At 70.3% G+C, this 14565-nt stretch carries 11 protein-coding genes; all 11 read left to right on the forward strand.

The annotated features are described in order from the left end of the window. Positions 1-493: 493 nt before the first annotated feature. Positions 494-2614 carry an excinuclease ABC subunit UvrC gene (gene uvrC, locus ACGFZS_RS05175; protein ID WP_393793926.1) on the forward strand — a complete coding sequence of 707 codons (2121 nt, stop codon included), beginning with the start codon at positions 494-496 and terminating at the stop codon, positions 2612-2614. Further along, complete coding sequence (gene rapZ, locus ACGFZS_RS05180) at positions 2611-3654, forward strand: RNase adapter RapZ (RefSeq protein ID WP_393793927.1); 1044 nt, start codon at positions 2611-2613, stop codon at positions 3652-3654. The genes uvrC and rapZ overlap by 4 nt, the downstream gene beginning before the upstream one ends. Next, positions 3651-4718 carry a uridine diphosphate-N-acetylglucosamine-binding protein YvcK gene (gene yvcK / locus ACGFZS_RS05185; RefSeq protein WP_355715338.1) on the forward strand — a complete coding sequence of 356 codons (1068 nt, stop codon included), beginning with the start codon at positions 3651-3653 and terminating at the stop codon, positions 4716-4718. The genes rapZ and yvcK overlap by 4 nt, the downstream gene beginning before the upstream one ends. Next, a complete protein-coding gene (gene whiA, locus ACGFZS_RS05190) occupies positions 4709-5698 on the forward strand; it encodes a DNA-binding protein WhiA (protein ID WP_030791337.1) in 990 nt (329 codons plus the stop codon). Before yvcK ends, whiA begins: the two co-directional genes overlap by 10 nt. Positions 5699-5868: 170 nt before the next feature. Further along, positions 5869-8823, forward strand: a complete 2955-nt coding sequence (locus ACGFZS_RS05195) for a M14 family zinc carboxypeptidase (RefSeq protein ID WP_393793928.1) — start codon at positions 5869-5871, stop codon at positions 8821-8823. A gap of 274 nt (positions 8824-9097) precedes the next feature. Beyond that, positions 9098-10108 (forward strand): type I glyceraldehyde-3-phosphate dehydrogenase, encoded by a 1011-nt coding sequence (gene gap / locus ACGFZS_RS05200; RefSeq protein ID WP_365680629.1) that lies wholly within the window; start codon positions 9098-9100, stop codon positions 10106-10108. Positions 10109-10260: 152 nt separating this feature from the next. After that, positions 10261-11472: a phosphoglycerate kinase gene (locus ACGFZS_RS05205; RefSeq protein WP_393793929.1), complete on the forward strand. Its 1212-nt coding sequence runs from the start codon at positions 10261-10263 to the stop codon at positions 11470-11472. Positions 11473-11478: 6 nt separating this feature from the next. Continuing rightward, complete coding sequence (gene tpiA, locus ACGFZS_RS05210; protein WP_359222121.1) at positions 11479-12255, forward strand: triose-phosphate isomerase; 777 nt, start codon at positions 11479-11481, stop codon at positions 12253-12255. 140 nt (positions 12256-12395) lie between these two features. Beyond that, positions 12396-12626, forward strand: coding sequence for a preprotein translocase subunit SecG (gene secG, locus ACGFZS_RS05215; protein ID WP_352224631.1), 231 nt, complete (start codon positions 12396-12398; stop codon positions 12624-12626). Between the two features lie 210 nt (positions 12627-12836). Then, the gene (locus ACGFZS_RS05220) at positions 12837-13172 is read left to right on the forward strand and encodes an RNA polymerase-binding protein RbpA (RefSeq protein WP_003976875.1); all 336 of its coding nucleotides are present in this window, start codon (positions 12837-12839) and stop codon (positions 13170-13172) included. A 186-nt stretch (positions 13173-13358) separates the two neighbouring features. Further along, the gene (locus tag ACGFZS_RS05225) at positions 13359-14552 is read left to right on the forward strand and encodes an MFS transporter (protein WP_393794126.1); all 1194 of its coding nucleotides are present in this window, start codon (positions 13359-13361) and stop codon (positions 14550-14552) included. The last annotated feature ends 13 nt before the right edge of the window (positions 14553-14565 follow it).

Genomic DNA, 14565 nt, shown 5'->3' on the forward strand with positions numbered 1-14565 from the left:
GCCGAGGCGTGCCCCCGCCACCGGCGGGACCGGGCGGGTGCGGCAGGGGCGTGATTGCCCCGGATGCCCGGGATCGGTCGTGCGAAGTGTGCCGATTCGGAGAGGAGGCCGCGCGGAACCCACCGGGATCGGGCCGAGGGCTCCACCGCGGCCGTGGACCCGGCCTGCGCGGATGGCGCGCCGCACCGGTCCGGATCGTCACCGAGGTGGCCGATTTCCGGATCCGCCGTCCAGGCGGCCCGCAGGCCCGGCGGCCCGGCGGCCTCGCCCGGAGCGGCAGGTGTCACTGGTCCCGACCCCAGCCTCAGCCTCCGACCTCCCCGGATGGCGGGGGAGCCTTCTCCGCATCGCCGTCCACATCGCCGTCCACCCCGCCGTCCGGTCCGCCCAGCCCGTCCGGGACCCTCGCCTCGCCCGGTTCGCCCCGCCCGCCCCGTCGAGGGTTGTCCACAGGCTCGTCGCGGTGTCGGCGCTCGCCAGTAGGGTGTGAGACATGGCCGACCCCTCCAGCTACCGCCCCAAGCCGGGACAGATCCCGGACTCTCCCGGGGTGTACAGGTTCCGTGACGAGCACCGCCGGGTGATCTACGTCGGGAAGGCGAAGAGCCTGCGCCAGCGCCTGGCGAACTACTTCCAGGACCTGGCGAGCCTGCACCCGCGCACCCGGACGATGGTCACCACCGCCGCGTCCGTGGAGTGGACCGTGGTGTCCACCGAGGTCGAGGCCCTCCAGCTGGAGTACTCCTGGATCAAGGAGTACGACCCCCGGTTCAACGTCAAGTACCGCGACGACAAGAGCTACCCGTACCTCGCGGTGACGATGAACGAGGAGTTCCCGCGGGTCCAGGTGATGCGCGGTCACAAGAAGAAGGGTGTCCGCTACTTCGGGCCGTACGGCCACGCGTGGGCCATCCGGGACACCGTCGACCTGCTGCTGCGCGTGTTCCCGGTGCGCACCTGCTCCGCCGGGGTGTTCAAGAACGCCACCCGCACCGGCCGCCCCTGTCTGCTCGGCTACATCGGCAAGTGCTCGGCCCCCTGCGTCGGCCGGATCGAGCCGGCGGACCATCGCGAACTGGCCGAGGAGTTCTGCGACTTCATGGCCGGCCGTACCGGCACCTACCTCCGCCGGCTTGAACAGGGGATGAAGGACGCCGCCGAGGAGATGGAGTACGAGCGGGCCGCCCGGCTGCGCGACGACATCGAGGCCCTGAAGAAGGCCATGGAGAAGAACGCGGTCGTGCTCGCCGACGCGACCGACGCCGACCTCATCGCCGTCGCGGAGGACGAGCTGGAGGCGGCCGTCCAGATCTTCCATGTGCGCGGCGGACGGGTGCGCGGCCAGCGCGGCTGGGTCACGGACAAGGTGGAGGACGTCACCACCGCGGCGCTGGTCGAACACGCGCTCCAGCAGCTGTACGGCGAGGAGACCGGCGACGCGGTGCCCAAGGAGGTGCTGGTCCCGGCCCTGCCCGACCCGGTCGAGCCGGTCCAGGAGTGGCTCACCGGCCGCCGCGGGTCGAACGTCTCGCTGCGCATCCCGCAGCGCGGCGACAAGAAGGCCCTGATGGAGACCGTGCAGCGCAACGCCCAGCAGGCGCTCGCCCTGCACAAGACCAAGCGCGCCTCCGACCTCACCACCCGCTCGCGGGCCCTGGAGGAGATCTCCGACGCCCTGGACCTGGACAGCGCCCCGCTGCGCATCGAGTGCTACGACATCTCGCACCTGCAGGGCGACGACGTGGTGGCCTCCATGGTCGTCTTCGAGGACGGACTGCAGCGCAAGAGCGAGTACCGCCGCTTCCAGATCAAGGGCTTCGCCGGCCAGGACGACGTGCGCTCCATGCACGAGGTGATCACCCGCCGCTTCCGCCGCTACCTCGCCGAGAAGGAGAAGACCGGCGAGTGGGTGGAGGAGGGCACCGAAGATGCCCTCACGGACACCACTGTCCTCACGGACGCCGGTACCGACACCGACACCGACGGCGGTACGGCCGGCGGTTTCAAGGACGACGAGGGCCGTCCCAAGAAGTTCGCCTATCCGCCCCAGCTCGTGGTGGTCGACGGCGGCCAGCCCCAGGTCGCCGCCGCCAAACGGGCGCTCGACGAACTCGGGATCGACGACATCGCCGTCTGTGGTCTCGCCAAGCGTCTGGAGGAGGTCTGGCTGCCCGAGGACGACGACCCGGTGGTGCTGCCCCGGAGCAGCGAGGGGCTGTACCTGCTCCAGCGGGTCCGTGACGAGGCGCACCGCTTCGCCATCACCTACCAGCGCACCAAGCGGGCCAAGCGCTTCCGTTCCAGCCCCCTGGACGACGTGCCGGGCCTCGGCGAGACTCGCAAACAGGCGCTGATCAAGCATTTCGGCTCGGTGAAGAAGCTGCGGTCCGCCACAATCGAGCAGATCCAGGAAGTGCCCGGGATAGGCCGCAAGACGGCCGAGACCATCGCCGTGGCCCTTGCCCAGGCGGCCCCGGCCGCTCCCGCCGTGAACACGGCCACTGGAGAGATCATGGATGACAGGGAAGACGAGGCGCCCGAGACGACGGCGGACGCCTCGGGGGAGCCCGTACCCGCGGGTGCCCCGGACGATCGACGGGGGCAGGAGAGATGACCGAGCACGAGACACAGCCCACAGCACAGCGAGATCCGGCGGTTGGCGAAACACGGGGCGAGCCCCAGGAAACGCACAACGAGGCGGGTCAGGATCAGCCGCAGGAAGCGGTAGCGGTCCAGGAAAACGGAGCAGAAGAAGTGAGTACGGATGCCACTGGGGCCGTGGCCCCCGAGGCGGCCATCCCCGAGCTGGTGATCATCTCCGGCATGTCGGGGGCCGGCCGTTCGACGGCGGCCAAGTGTCTGGAGGACCTCGGCTGGTTCGTCGTGGACAACCTCCCGCCGGCCCTCATCCCCACCATGGTCGAGCTGGGCGCCCGCTCCCAGGGCAACGTGGCGCGGATCGCGGTCGTCGTCGACGTGCGCGGCCGGCGCTTCTTCGACAACCTGCGCGAGTCCCTCGCCGACCTGGACGGCCGGGGCGTCACCCGCCGGATCGTGTTCCTGGAGTCCTCCGACGACGCCCTGGTCCGCCGCTTCGAGTCGGTGCGCCGCCCGCACCCGCTGCAGGGCGACGGCCGGATCGTCGACGGCATCGCCGCCGAGCGGGAGCTGCTGCGCGAGCTCCGCGGCGACGCCGACCTGGTGATCGACACCTCCAGCCTGAACGTGCACGAGCTGCGCGCGAAGATGGACGCCCAGTTCGCCGGCGAGGAGGAGCCGGAGCTGCGGGCGACCGTGATGTCGTTCGGGTTCAAGTACGGCCTGCCGGTCGACGCCGACCTGGTCGCCGACATGCGGTTCCTGCCCAACCCGCACTGGGTGCCGGAGCTGCGCCCGTACACCGGCCTGAACGAGGAGGTGTCGGCGTACGTCTTCAACCAGCCGGGCGCCAAGGAGTTCCTCGACCGGTACGCCGAGCTGTTGCGGCTGATCGCGACCGGGTACCGGCGTGAGGGCAAGCGGTATGTGACCATCGCCATCGGCTGCACGGGCGGCAAGCACCGCTCCGTCGCCGTGTCCGAGAAGCTCGCCGCCCGCCTGGCCGCCGAGGGAGTGGAGACCGTAGTCGTGCACCGGGACATGGGGCGCGAGTGACCGACCGCACTCCACGGCTGAGCAGGCTGCGCCGGATGGCGCCCGAGAGCCTCGCCGGCCGTCCTGTCGAGCCCCGCGGTGCCCGGCCGCGTCGCCGCGGCGCCCAGCCCAAGGTGGTCGCCCTCGGCGGCGGCATGGGCCTGTCCGCCTCGCTCGCCGCCCTGCGCCGGATCACCGGCGACCTCACCGCCGTCGTCACCGTGGCCGACGACGGCGGCTCCAGCGGCCGCCTCCGTGACGAGCTGGGTGTGCTGCCGCCCGGTGATCTGCGCAAGGCCCTGGCCGCGCTGTGCGGGGACGACGACTGGGGCCAGACCTGGGCCCGGGTCATCCAGCACCGTTTCCAGTCCAAGGGCGACCTGCACGAGCACGCGGTCGGCAATCTGCTGATCGTCGCCCTGTGGGAGCAGCTCGGCGATCATGTCCAGGCCCTGGACCTGGTCGGCAAGCTGCTCGGCGCGCACGGGCGGGTGCTGCCCATGTCCGCCGTGCCGCTGGAGCTGCAGGCCCTGGTCAAGGGGCACGACCCGGAGCGTCCGGACGAGGTGGACATCGTCCGGGGGCAGGCCACGGTGGCGCTCACCCCGGGCGAGGTGCAGTCGGTGCACCTGGTGCCGCACGACCCGCCGGCCGTGCCGGAGGCCGTCGCGGCGGTGCAGGACGCGGACTGGGTGGTGCTCGGCCCCGGGTCGTGGTTCTCCTCGGTGATCCCGCACCTGCTGGTCCCCGATCTGATCGACGCGCTCACCGAGACGAAGGCCCGTAAGGTTCTCTCCTTGAACCTGGCACCGCAGCCCGGAGAAACAGAGGGCTTCTCCCCGCAGCGTCATTTGGAGGTTTTGGGGCGACACGCCCCTAAACTCGCCCTGGACGTGGTGCTGGCCGACGAGGCCGCCGTGCCCGACCGCGACTCGCTCACCGAGGCCGCCAAGCGGCTCGGAGCCGCGGTCGAGCTGGCCCCCGTGGCCCGGACCGACGGTTCACCCCGGCATGATCCGGAGCTGTTGGCCGCCGCGTACGACCGTATTTTTCGGATGCATGGAAGGATCGGCCCATGGCGATGACGGCAGCGGTGAAGGACGAGATCTCCCGGCTACCCGTCACCCGGACCTGCTGCCGGAAGGCGGAGGTCTCCGCCATCCTGCGGTTCGCGGGCGGCCTCCACCTGGTGAGCGGGCGCATCGTGATCGAGGCGGAGCTGGACACCGCGATGGCGGCCCGGCGCCTCAAGCGGGACATCCTGGAGATCTTCGGCCACAGCTCCGAGCTGATCGTGATGGCACCCGGCGGGCTGCGCCGCGGCTCCCGCTATGTGGTGCGGGTGGTCGCGGGCGGTGACCAGCTCGCCCGCCAGACCGGGCTCGTGGACGGCCGGGGCCGCCCGATCCGCGGGCTGCCCCCGCAGGTGGTCTCCGGCGCCACCTGCGACGCGGAGGCGGCCTGGCGCGGCGCGTTCCTGGCGCACGGCTCGCTGACCGAGCCCGGCCGTTCGTCCTCCCTGGAGGTGACCTGCCCGGGCCCCGAGGCCGCCCTCGCCCTGGTCGGCGCGGCCCGCCGGCTGTCCATCGCCGCGAAGGCCCGTGAGGTGCGCGGCGTGGACCGGGTGGTCGTCCGTGACGGTGACGCGATCGGCGCGCTGCTGACCCGGCTCGGCGCGCACGAGTCGGTGCTCGCCTGGGAGGAGCGCCGGATGCGGCGCGAGGTCCGGGCCACCGCGAACCGCCTCGCCAACTTCGACGACGCCAACCTGCGCCGTTCCGCCCGGGCCGCCGTGGCGGCCGGCGCGCGGGTGCAGCGGGCTCTGGAGATCCTCGCGGACGAGGTTCCCGAGCACCTCGCGGCGGCCGGCCGGCTGCGCATGGAGCACAAGCAGGCCTCCCTGGAGGAGCTGGGCGCGCTCGCCGACCCGCCGCTGACGAAGGACGCGGTCGCGGGCCGGATCCGCCGTCTGCTCGCGATGGCCGACAAGCGCGCGTCCGACCTGGGCATCCCGGGCACCGAGGCCAACCTCTCCGAGGAGCTGGCGGACAACCTCGTCGGCTGACCCGTCGTCACCTCACCGGTGCCGACGGCCGATCGGGGGTCGTCGGCACCGGCGTTTGCAAGTCCGTGAATTACTCATGAGCTGTCTGTGAGTCGCCCTTGACTCGATCAAGGAGTGTCATGAGCCTGGCATGAGTTCGCCGCCGGGGCGGACCACTGCTAGGGGGGTTCATGAGACACAGAGCGAGATCGATCCTCGCTGTCGGCGCGCTCCTGATCGGCGGAGCGGCGCTCGCACCCGTGGCCCAGGCACAGACCGGCGCGGCGCCGAAGCCCGACCCCGACGAGGTCAAGGTCTTCCGCGCGGACGTCACCAAGCAGCAGATTCCGTTGTTGCTCAAGGCCGGGCAGGACGGCCACGAACTCGGCGACCAGGTCACCGGATCCGGGAAGACGGAAGTCGAGCTGTACCTCACCGACCAGCAGGCGCAGAAGCTGGAGAAGCAGGGCGTCGACCTCACCGAGCACACACTCTCGGCCAAGGCGGAGACCCGCGTCGAGGACGCCTCCCAGGGTGTGTTCCGCCCGTACAGCGGCACCGGCGGGCTCGAACAGGAGATCCTCGCGACCGCGCAGGCCAACCCCGGCCTCACCAAGGTCGAGTCCATCGGCAAGACGATCAACGGCCAGGACATCCTCGCGCTCAAACTGACCAAGGGCGCGAAGAAGTCGAAGGACGGCTCCAAGCCCTCCGTGCTGTACGTGTCCAACCAGCACGCGCGCGAGTGGATCACGCCGGAGATGACCCGCCGGCTGATGCACTACTACCTGGACAACTACCGCACCGACAAACGCATCAAGAAGATCGTCGACTCGACCGAACTGTGGTTCGTGCTGTCCGCCAACCCCGACGGCTACGACTACACCTTCCAGAACTCCGACACCCGGCTGTGGCGCAAGAACCTGCGGGACGTCAACGGCGACGGTGTCATCAGCACGGGTGACGGCGTCGACCTCAACCGCAACTTCGGTTACAAGTGGGGCTACGACGACGAGGGCTCGTCCCCCAACCCCACCAGCGAGACCTACCGCGGCGCGAGCCCCGAGTCCGAGCCCGAGACCAAGGCGCTCGACTCCTTCGAGAAGCGGGTCGGGTTCACGTACGGCATCAACTACCACTCCGCCGCCGAACTCCTCCTCTACGGCGTCGGCTGGCAGGTGGCCACCCCGACCCCGGACGACGTCCTCTACAAGGCGCTCGCCGGCACGCCCGACAACTCGGCGGTCCCCGGTTACCACCCGCAGGTCTCCTCGGAGCTCTACACCACCAACGGCGAGGCGGACGGCCACGCGTCGAACGTCAACGGCATGGCGATGTTCACCCCGGAGATGTCGACCTGCCAGACCGCGTCGGACATCGACCCGAACGACGCCTGGAAGGCAGCCGACTGCCAGTCGGTCTTCAACTTCCCCGACGACGAGACGCTGATCCAGGACGAGTTCGCGAAGAACATCCCGTTCGCGCTCTCCGTCGCCGAGACCGCCGCCCACCCCGACCGGCCGGTCTCCTCGGTCGGCCTGAGCGCCGCCGACTTCACCCCGGCCACGTTCTCCACGTCGTACGCGCGCGGCGCCGACCAGGAGGTCTCCGTCGTCGTCCGCAAGGCGGTCCGGGACAAGGAGCTCAAGTACCGCGTCAACGGCGGCCGTACCCACGAGACGGCGCTGCGGCCCTGGCGGGGCGGCGAGACCTACGGCGGTGCGGACAACCTCTACTTCGACCAGTACCGGGCCAAGGTGAAGGACGGCGCACCGGGCGACAAGGTCGAGGTGTGGTTCACCGGTGAGGCCAAGGGCGGCAAGAAGGTCTCCAGCGCGCACTTCACGTACACCGTCGCCGAGCGGGCCAAGGCGGACACCCTGGTGGTCGCCGAGGAGGGCGCCAAGGCCACCCAGGCGCAGACCTACGTCGACGCGCTGAAGGCGGCCGGGCACAAGGCCGTCGTCTGGGACGTCGCCACCCAGGGCGCGCCCGACGCGCTCGGCGTGCTGAAGCACTTCAAGAACGTCGTCCACTACTCGGGCACCAGCGGCCCCGGCAACGACACCCAGCTCCAACTGCGCGCCTACCTCAACGAGGGCGGCAAGCTGATCGAGGCGGGCGAGCTGGCCGGCGGCAGCGTGAACCTCGGCGACGGCACCCCCTCCAACGACTTCAGCCAGTACTACCTGGGCGCCTACTCCCGTACGTCCACTCCCGGGGCCACCGGCTTCACCGGCTCCGGCACGCTGGACGGCTTCACCGGAGCCCTGAGCGGTACCTCCGCCAACCCGCTCGACAAGGCCGGCACCTACGCCGTCACCTCCGACGAGCTCTCCACCGCCACCTACCCCCAGTTCGCCAGCGCGGGCGCGGGCCAGTTCGCCGGGACCGTCAACCCGTACGGGCCGTACTCCGGGTCGTACATGGCCGCAGCGGTGCACACCGACGACTCCTACAAGCGCCTCACCCGCACCATCGACCTCACCGGTGTCACCGCGTCCCAGCAGCCGGCCTTCAGCACCAAGCTGCTCTGGGACACCGAGCCGGGCTACGACCACGCGGTCGTCGAGGCGCACGTCGTCGGCTCCGACGACTGGACCACGCTGCCCGAGAAGGGCGGTGCCACCACCGACGCCGTACCGTCCGAGTGCGGGGCCGGCTTCCTGATCGCCGAGCACCCCTGGCTCAAGCACTACCTGACCATCGACAACAACCAGTGCACCTCGTCCGGCACCAGCGGCTCCTGGCACAGCCTCACCGGAAGCTCCGCGGGCTGGCAGTCGGTGAGCTTCGACCTGAGCGCCTACGCGGGCAGGTCCGTCGAGCTGTCCCTCTCCTACATCACCGACCCGAGCAGCGGCGGCCACGGTGTCCTCGTCGACGACGCCTCGCTCGTGGTCGGCGGCGCGGCCACCGAGACCGAGGGCTTCGAGACCTCGCTCGGTTCCTGGAGCGTCGCCGGACCGCCCGCGGGCAGCCCGGCCGTCCTCAAGGACTGGGAGCGCACCGGGGCGTTGTTCAAGACGTACGGAGCGGTCACCACCGACCGCACCGTGCTGCTCGGTTTCGGCCTGGAACAGGTCACCTCCGCCGCCGATCGTGCCGCTCTGGTGAAGAAGGCGTTGACAGCACTCGACAACTGACCCCGACGGTACTCGACAAGTGAGCCGACCCGCTCACGAACGAGTGAAAGAGCCGTAAAAACGGGTCGGCATTCCCTGACAAAACGGGGCGATGCGACCCCCGATCCGAGACGGTCCGTACCCCTACTGGCGGGTACGGACCGCCTCGCCGTGTATGGGGCATCTGGATGTCACCACGGGAGCCTCAGGGAGGTAGGGTCGTGGGTGGTCGGGGACATCCCAAATACAGCTCGCCGGCACCGCATGGCCGGCGTACCAACGAGGAGATCGGTTCGTGACGATCCGCGTAGGCATCAACGGCTTCGGTCGTATCGGTCGCAACTACTTCCGCGCGCTGCTGGAGCAGGGCGCTGACATCGAGATCGTGGCTGTCAACGACCTGGGTGACACCGCGACCACCGCGCACCTGCTGAAGTACGACACGATCCTCGGCCGCCTCAAGGCCGAGGTGACGCACACCGCCGACACGATCACCGTCGACGGTCACACCATCAAGGTGCTGTCCGAGCGCAACCCCGCCGACATCCCGTGGGGCGAGCTGGGCGTCGACATCGTCATCGAGTCGACCGGCATCTTCACCAAGAAGGCCGACGCCGCGAAGCACATCGCCGGCGGCGCCAAGAAGGTCCTCATCTCGGCTCCGGCCAAGGACGAGGACATCACTATCGTGATGGGCGTCAACCAGGACAAGTACGACGCGGCCAACCACCACGTCATCTCCAACGCCTCCTGCACCACCAACTGTGTGGCGCCGATGGCCAAGGTCCTCGACGAGAACTTCGGCATCGTCAAGGGCCTGATGACGACGGTCCACGCGTACACCAACGACCAGCGCATCCTGGACTTCCCGCACTCGGACCTGCGCCGCGCGCGGGCCGCCGCCGAGAACATCATCCCGACCACCACGGGTGCCGCCAAGGCCACCGCGCTGGTCCTCCCGCAGCTCAAGGGCAAGCTGGACGGCATCGCCATGCGCGTCCCGGTCCCGACCGGCTCCGCCACCGACCTGGTCGTGACGCTCCAGCGCGAGGTCACCAAGGACGAGGTCAACGCCGCGTTCAAGAAGGCCGCCGACGACGGCGACCTGAAGGGCTACCTCGCGTACACCGAGGACCCGATCGTCTCCTCGGACATCGTCGGCGACCCGGCCTCCTGCACCTTCGACTCCTCCCTGACCATGGTCCAGGAGGGCAACACGGTGAAGATCCTCGGCTGGTACGACAACGAGTGGGGCTACTCCAACCGCCTCGTCGACCTCACGGTCTTCGTCGGCGACCAGCTCTGATCGGCCGAGCAGGCACCTCGATGCGGTAGCAGGGCTCGGGCAGCGCACGGTCGCGCCGCCCGAGCCCTGACGCACGTAAGGATCGACCCGCCCGTCTACGGTTCGATCCGTCCTCGTACGATCAAGAGCCCTCCTGTAGGAGTCCCCAACACATGAAGACGATCGACGAACTCCTCGCCGAAGGGGTCGACGGCAAGCGGGTCTTCGTCCGTGCCGACCTCAACGTGCCGATGGCCGACGGCCTCATCACCGACGACGGCCGCATCCGCGCCGTCCTGCCCACCGTCAAGGCCCTCGCCGACGCGGGCGCCAAGGTGGTCGTCGCCTCCCACCTGGGCCGCCCCAAGAGCGCCGCGGACACGCAGTTCTCCCTGCTCCAGGCCGCCGAGCGGCTCGGTGAACTGCTCGACGCCCCGATCGCGTTCGCCCAGGACACCGTCGGCCCCGCCGCCCACGACGCCGTGAACGGCCTGCAGCCCGGCCAGGTCGCGGTCATCGAGAACCTTCGCTTCAACGCCGGTGAGACCGCCAAGGACGAGACCGAGCGCGGCGAGTTCGCCGACCAGCTGGCCGCCCTCGCGGACGTCTACGTCGGCGACGGCTTCGGCGCCGTGCACCGCAAGCACGCCTCCGTCTACGACCTCCCGGCCCGGCTGCCGCACTACGCCGGCTACCTGATCGCCACCGAGGTCGGCGTCCTGAAGAAGCTCACCGAGGACGTCCAGCGGCCCTACGTCGTCGTGCTCGGCGGCGCCAAGGTCTCCGACAAGCTCGCCGTGATCGACCAGCTGCTCGGCAAGGCCGACCGCATCCTCGTCGGCGGCGGCATGGTCTATACCTTCCTCAAGGCCAAGGGGTACGAGGTCGGCAGCTCCCTCCTCCAGGAGGACCAGCTCGCGGCCGTCACCGAGTACATCGAGCGCGCCGAGAAGACCGGCGTCGAGCTCGTCCTGCCGGTGGACACCCTGGTCGCCCCCGCGTTCCCGGACCTGTCCGGCAAGGCCCCGGCCAACCCGAGCACGGTCGCCGCGGACGCCATGCCAGCCGGCCAGATGGGCCTGGACATCGGCCCGGAGACCCGCAAGCTGTACGCCTCGAAGCTCGCCGACGCCGCCACCGTCTTCTGGAACGGCCCCATGGGCGTCTTCGAGCACCCCGACTACGCCGAGGGCACCCGCGTGGTCGCCCAGGCCCTCGTCGACTCGAAGGGCTTCACCGTCGTCGGTGGCGGTGACTCCGCCGCCGCCGTGCGCATCCTCGGCTTCGACGAGAACGCGTTCGGACACATCTCGACCGGTGGCGGCGCCTCCCTCGAATACCTCGAGGGCAAGACGCTCCCCGGCCTCGCCGCACTGGAGGACTGACCCCGCATGACCACTCGCACGCCGATCATGGCGGGTAACTGGAAGATGAACCTCAACCACCTCGAGGCCATCGCGCACGTCCAGAAGCTCGCCTTCGCCCTGGCCGACAAGGACTACGAGGCCGTCGAGGTCACCGTCCTGCCGCCCTTCACCGACCTGCGCTCCGTGCAGACCCTGGTCGACGGCGACAAGCTCAAGATCAAGTACGGCGCCCAGGACCTCTCGGCGCACGACTCCGGGGCCTACACCGGCGAGATCTCGGGCCCGATGCTGGCCAAGCTGAAGTGCACGTACGTGGTCATCGGCCACTCCGAGCGCCGCCAGTACCACAACGAGACCGACGCCGTCGTGAACGGCAAGGTCAAGGCCGCCTACAAGCACGGTCTGACCCCGATCCTGTGCGTCGGCGAGGAGCTGGACGTCCGCGAGGCGGGCAACCACGTCTCCCACACCCTCACCCAGGTCGAGGGCGGTCTGAAGGACGTCACGGCCGAGCAGGCGGAGACGATCGTCATCGCCTACGAGCCCGTGTGGGCCATCGGGACCGGCAAGGTCTGCGGCGCGGCGGACGCCCAGGAGGTCTGCGCCGCGATCCGCGCCAAGCTCGCCGAGCTGTACAGCCAGGAGCTGGCCGACCAGGTCCGCATCCAGTACGGCGGCTCCGTCAAGGCCGGCAACGTGGCCGAGATCATGGCGCAGGCCGACATCGACGGCGCCCTGGTGGGCGGTGCCTCGCTGGACGCCGACGAATTCGTCAAGATCGTGCGCTTCCGCGATCAGTGAGCAGACCGTGAGTAGGCGGTAGCGGCGATCCGTCGTACCCTTGCGGGGCCGAGGCTGTTTGTCGTCAGGAGCGTGAAGCCTCAAACAGTCTCCGGCCCCGCAGTCCATCCGTATCCGAGGAAGTTGGTCCAGCCGTGGTTTTGGGGTTCTCGATCGCCCTGATCGTCTTCAGCCTGCTGCTGATGCTGCTGGTGCTGATGCACAAGGGCAAGGGCGGCGGTCTCTCCGACATGTTCGGTGGCGGCATGCAGTCCTCCGTGGGCGGCTCCTCGGTCGCCGAGCGGAACCTGGACCGGATCACCCTGGTGATCGGTCTGCTGTGGTTCGCGTGCATCATCGTCCTCGGCATGCTGATGAAGACGAACAGCTGAGCCGCGACTCGCACACACGCACATTCCGCACGTAAGGCCCCATGTTCGGTACGCGCACCTGAGCGCGGCCTATCATGGGGCTTGCGTCTAGGTGCGGAGGCGGTAACTCCCACCACTGGACGCGCGTTGGGCCTTACGTAGACTGAGGCGCTCGCAACGAAGCGACACGCCGACTCGCTTCGCGGCACCATCACGCAGGGAGTTACGACCGTGGCAAGTGGCAACGCGATCCGAGGTAGCCGGGTCGGGGCGGGGCCGATGGGCGAGGCCGAGCGCGGCGAGTCCGCGCCGCGTCTGCGCATCTCCTTCTGGTGCTCCAACGGGCATGAGACGCAGCCGAGCTTCGCCAGCGACGCGCAGGTGCCCGAGACCTGGGACTGCCCGCGCTGTGGCTTCCCGGCCGGTCAGGACCGGGACAACCCGCCGGACCCGCCGCGCACCGAGCCGTACAAGACGCACCTCGCGTACGTACGGGAGCGGCGCAGCGACGCGGACGGCGAGGCGATCCTCGCCGAGGCGCTCGCCAAACTGCGGGGCGAGATCTAGGAGTTGAGGTCGGCCGGGTGCCCGAGGGCGCCTGGCCGGAGTTGTCTCCGCGGCCCGGCCCCGGGCCCGTTGTCAGTGGTGCCCTCTACGGTTTGTGTATCGACGAATCGTGAGGGGGCGGCGGTGACGGTGGGGGAGCGGGCGCCGGTGTGGCGCGGGGGATTCGGACGGCTGTGGACGGCCGCCGTGGTCTCCCGGTTCGGGGACGCGTTGCGGACGTCCGCGCTGCCCCTGCTGGCCGCGCGCCTGACCGACGACCCCCTCGCCATCGCCTCGGTGACCGCCTGCGGCTATGTGCCGTGGCTGCTGTTCGGGCTGCTCGGCGGGGCCGTCGCGGACCGGGTGGACCAGCGGCGCGCGATGTGGGCCGTGGACTCGGTACGGGGGCTGCTCGTCGCCGCCTTCGCGCTCGCCGTGGCGCTCGGTCACGCCTCGATCCCGCTGCTGCTCCTGCTGGCCTTCGCGCTGACCACGCTCCAGACGCTCTTCGACAACGCCTCCACGGCCCTGTTGCCCTCCCTGGTGGACCGCCAGGCCCTGGGCACGGCCAACGCCCGGCTGATGACCGGCCAGCAGATCGCCGGCGGCCTGCTCGGCGCCCCGCTGGTGCCGCTGCTGCTCACGGCCGGCGCGTTCATGCCCTTCGCGGCCGACGCGGGCACCTATCTGGCGGCCGCCGCCCTGGTCGCCTCCCTGCGGACACGGCCCCCGCAGCGGGCGCCACGCCCGGCCGGCAGCACCCTGCGCGCCGAGATCGGCGCGGGCCTGCGCGCCCTGTGGCAGGACCGGGCCCTGCGGGCGGTCTGCCTCTCCACCCTGCTCTGCAACATCGGCATGGGCGCCCTGATCGCCACCCTGGTGCTGCACGTGACCCGCTGGCTGCACGCCGGCACCGCCGGATACGCGGCCGCCATGACCGCCTACTCGGCCGGCAGCATCGCCGGCGGCTTCCTCGCCCAGCGCATCGCCCGCCGCACCGGCCGGGTCCGGGCCCTGCTCGTCGCCGGGACCGTCCAGACCTCGTCCCTGGTCCTGATAGGCACCGTGCGGCACCTCGGCGCCCTGGCCGCGGGCATGCTGCTGCTCGGCGCGATGAACATGGTGTGGAACGTCAACCAGGTCACGCTGATGCAGCAACGCGCCCCCGAGTCGATGACCGGCCGGATCGCCGCCGCCTTCCGCACCTCCTCGACGTCCGGAGCACCACTCGGCGCCCTCCTCGGCGGGGCGGTCGCCGGGGCGTACGGTCTGAACGGGCCCGCGCTGCTCGCCGCCGCCCTGTTCGCTCTGGCCGTCACCTCGTTGATACCGGTGCGCCGGCCGGACGTACCTGTTGTTGCGCCACGGGACAGCGCTACGGCAGGCCGTGCCCCGAGCTGATCAACTAGGTTGG

Source organism: Streptomyces sp. NPDC048288 (assembly GCF_043201555.1).
GTDB lineage: Bacteria > Actinomycetota > Actinomycetes > Streptomycetales > Streptomycetaceae > Streptomyces.

Excerpts from the sequence above, each read along its gene's own strand:
- uvrC (WP_393793926.1), top strand. The coding sequence starts at position 494 with ATGGCCGACCCCTCCAGCTACCGCCCCAAGCCGGGACAGATCCCGGAC.
- rapZ (WP_393793927.1), top strand. The coding sequence starts at position 2,611 with ATGACCGAGCACGAGACACAGCCCACAGCACAGCGAGATCCGGCGGTT.
- whiA (WP_030791337.1), top strand. The coding sequence starts at position 4,709 with ATGGCGATGACGGCAGCGGTGAAGGACGAGATCTCCCGGCTACCCGTC.
- ACGFZS_RS05195 (WP_393793928.1), top strand. The coding sequence starts at position 5,869 with ATGAGACACAGAGCGAGATCGATCCTCGCTGTCGGCGCGCTCCTGATC.
- ACGFZS_RS05205 (WP_393793929.1), top strand. The coding sequence starts at position 10,261 with ATGAAGACGATCGACGAACTCCTCGCCGAAGGGGTCGACGGCAAGCGG.
- tpiA (WP_359222121.1), top strand. The coding sequence starts at position 11,479 with ATGACCACTCGCACGCCGATCATGGCGGGTAACTGGAAGATGAACCTC.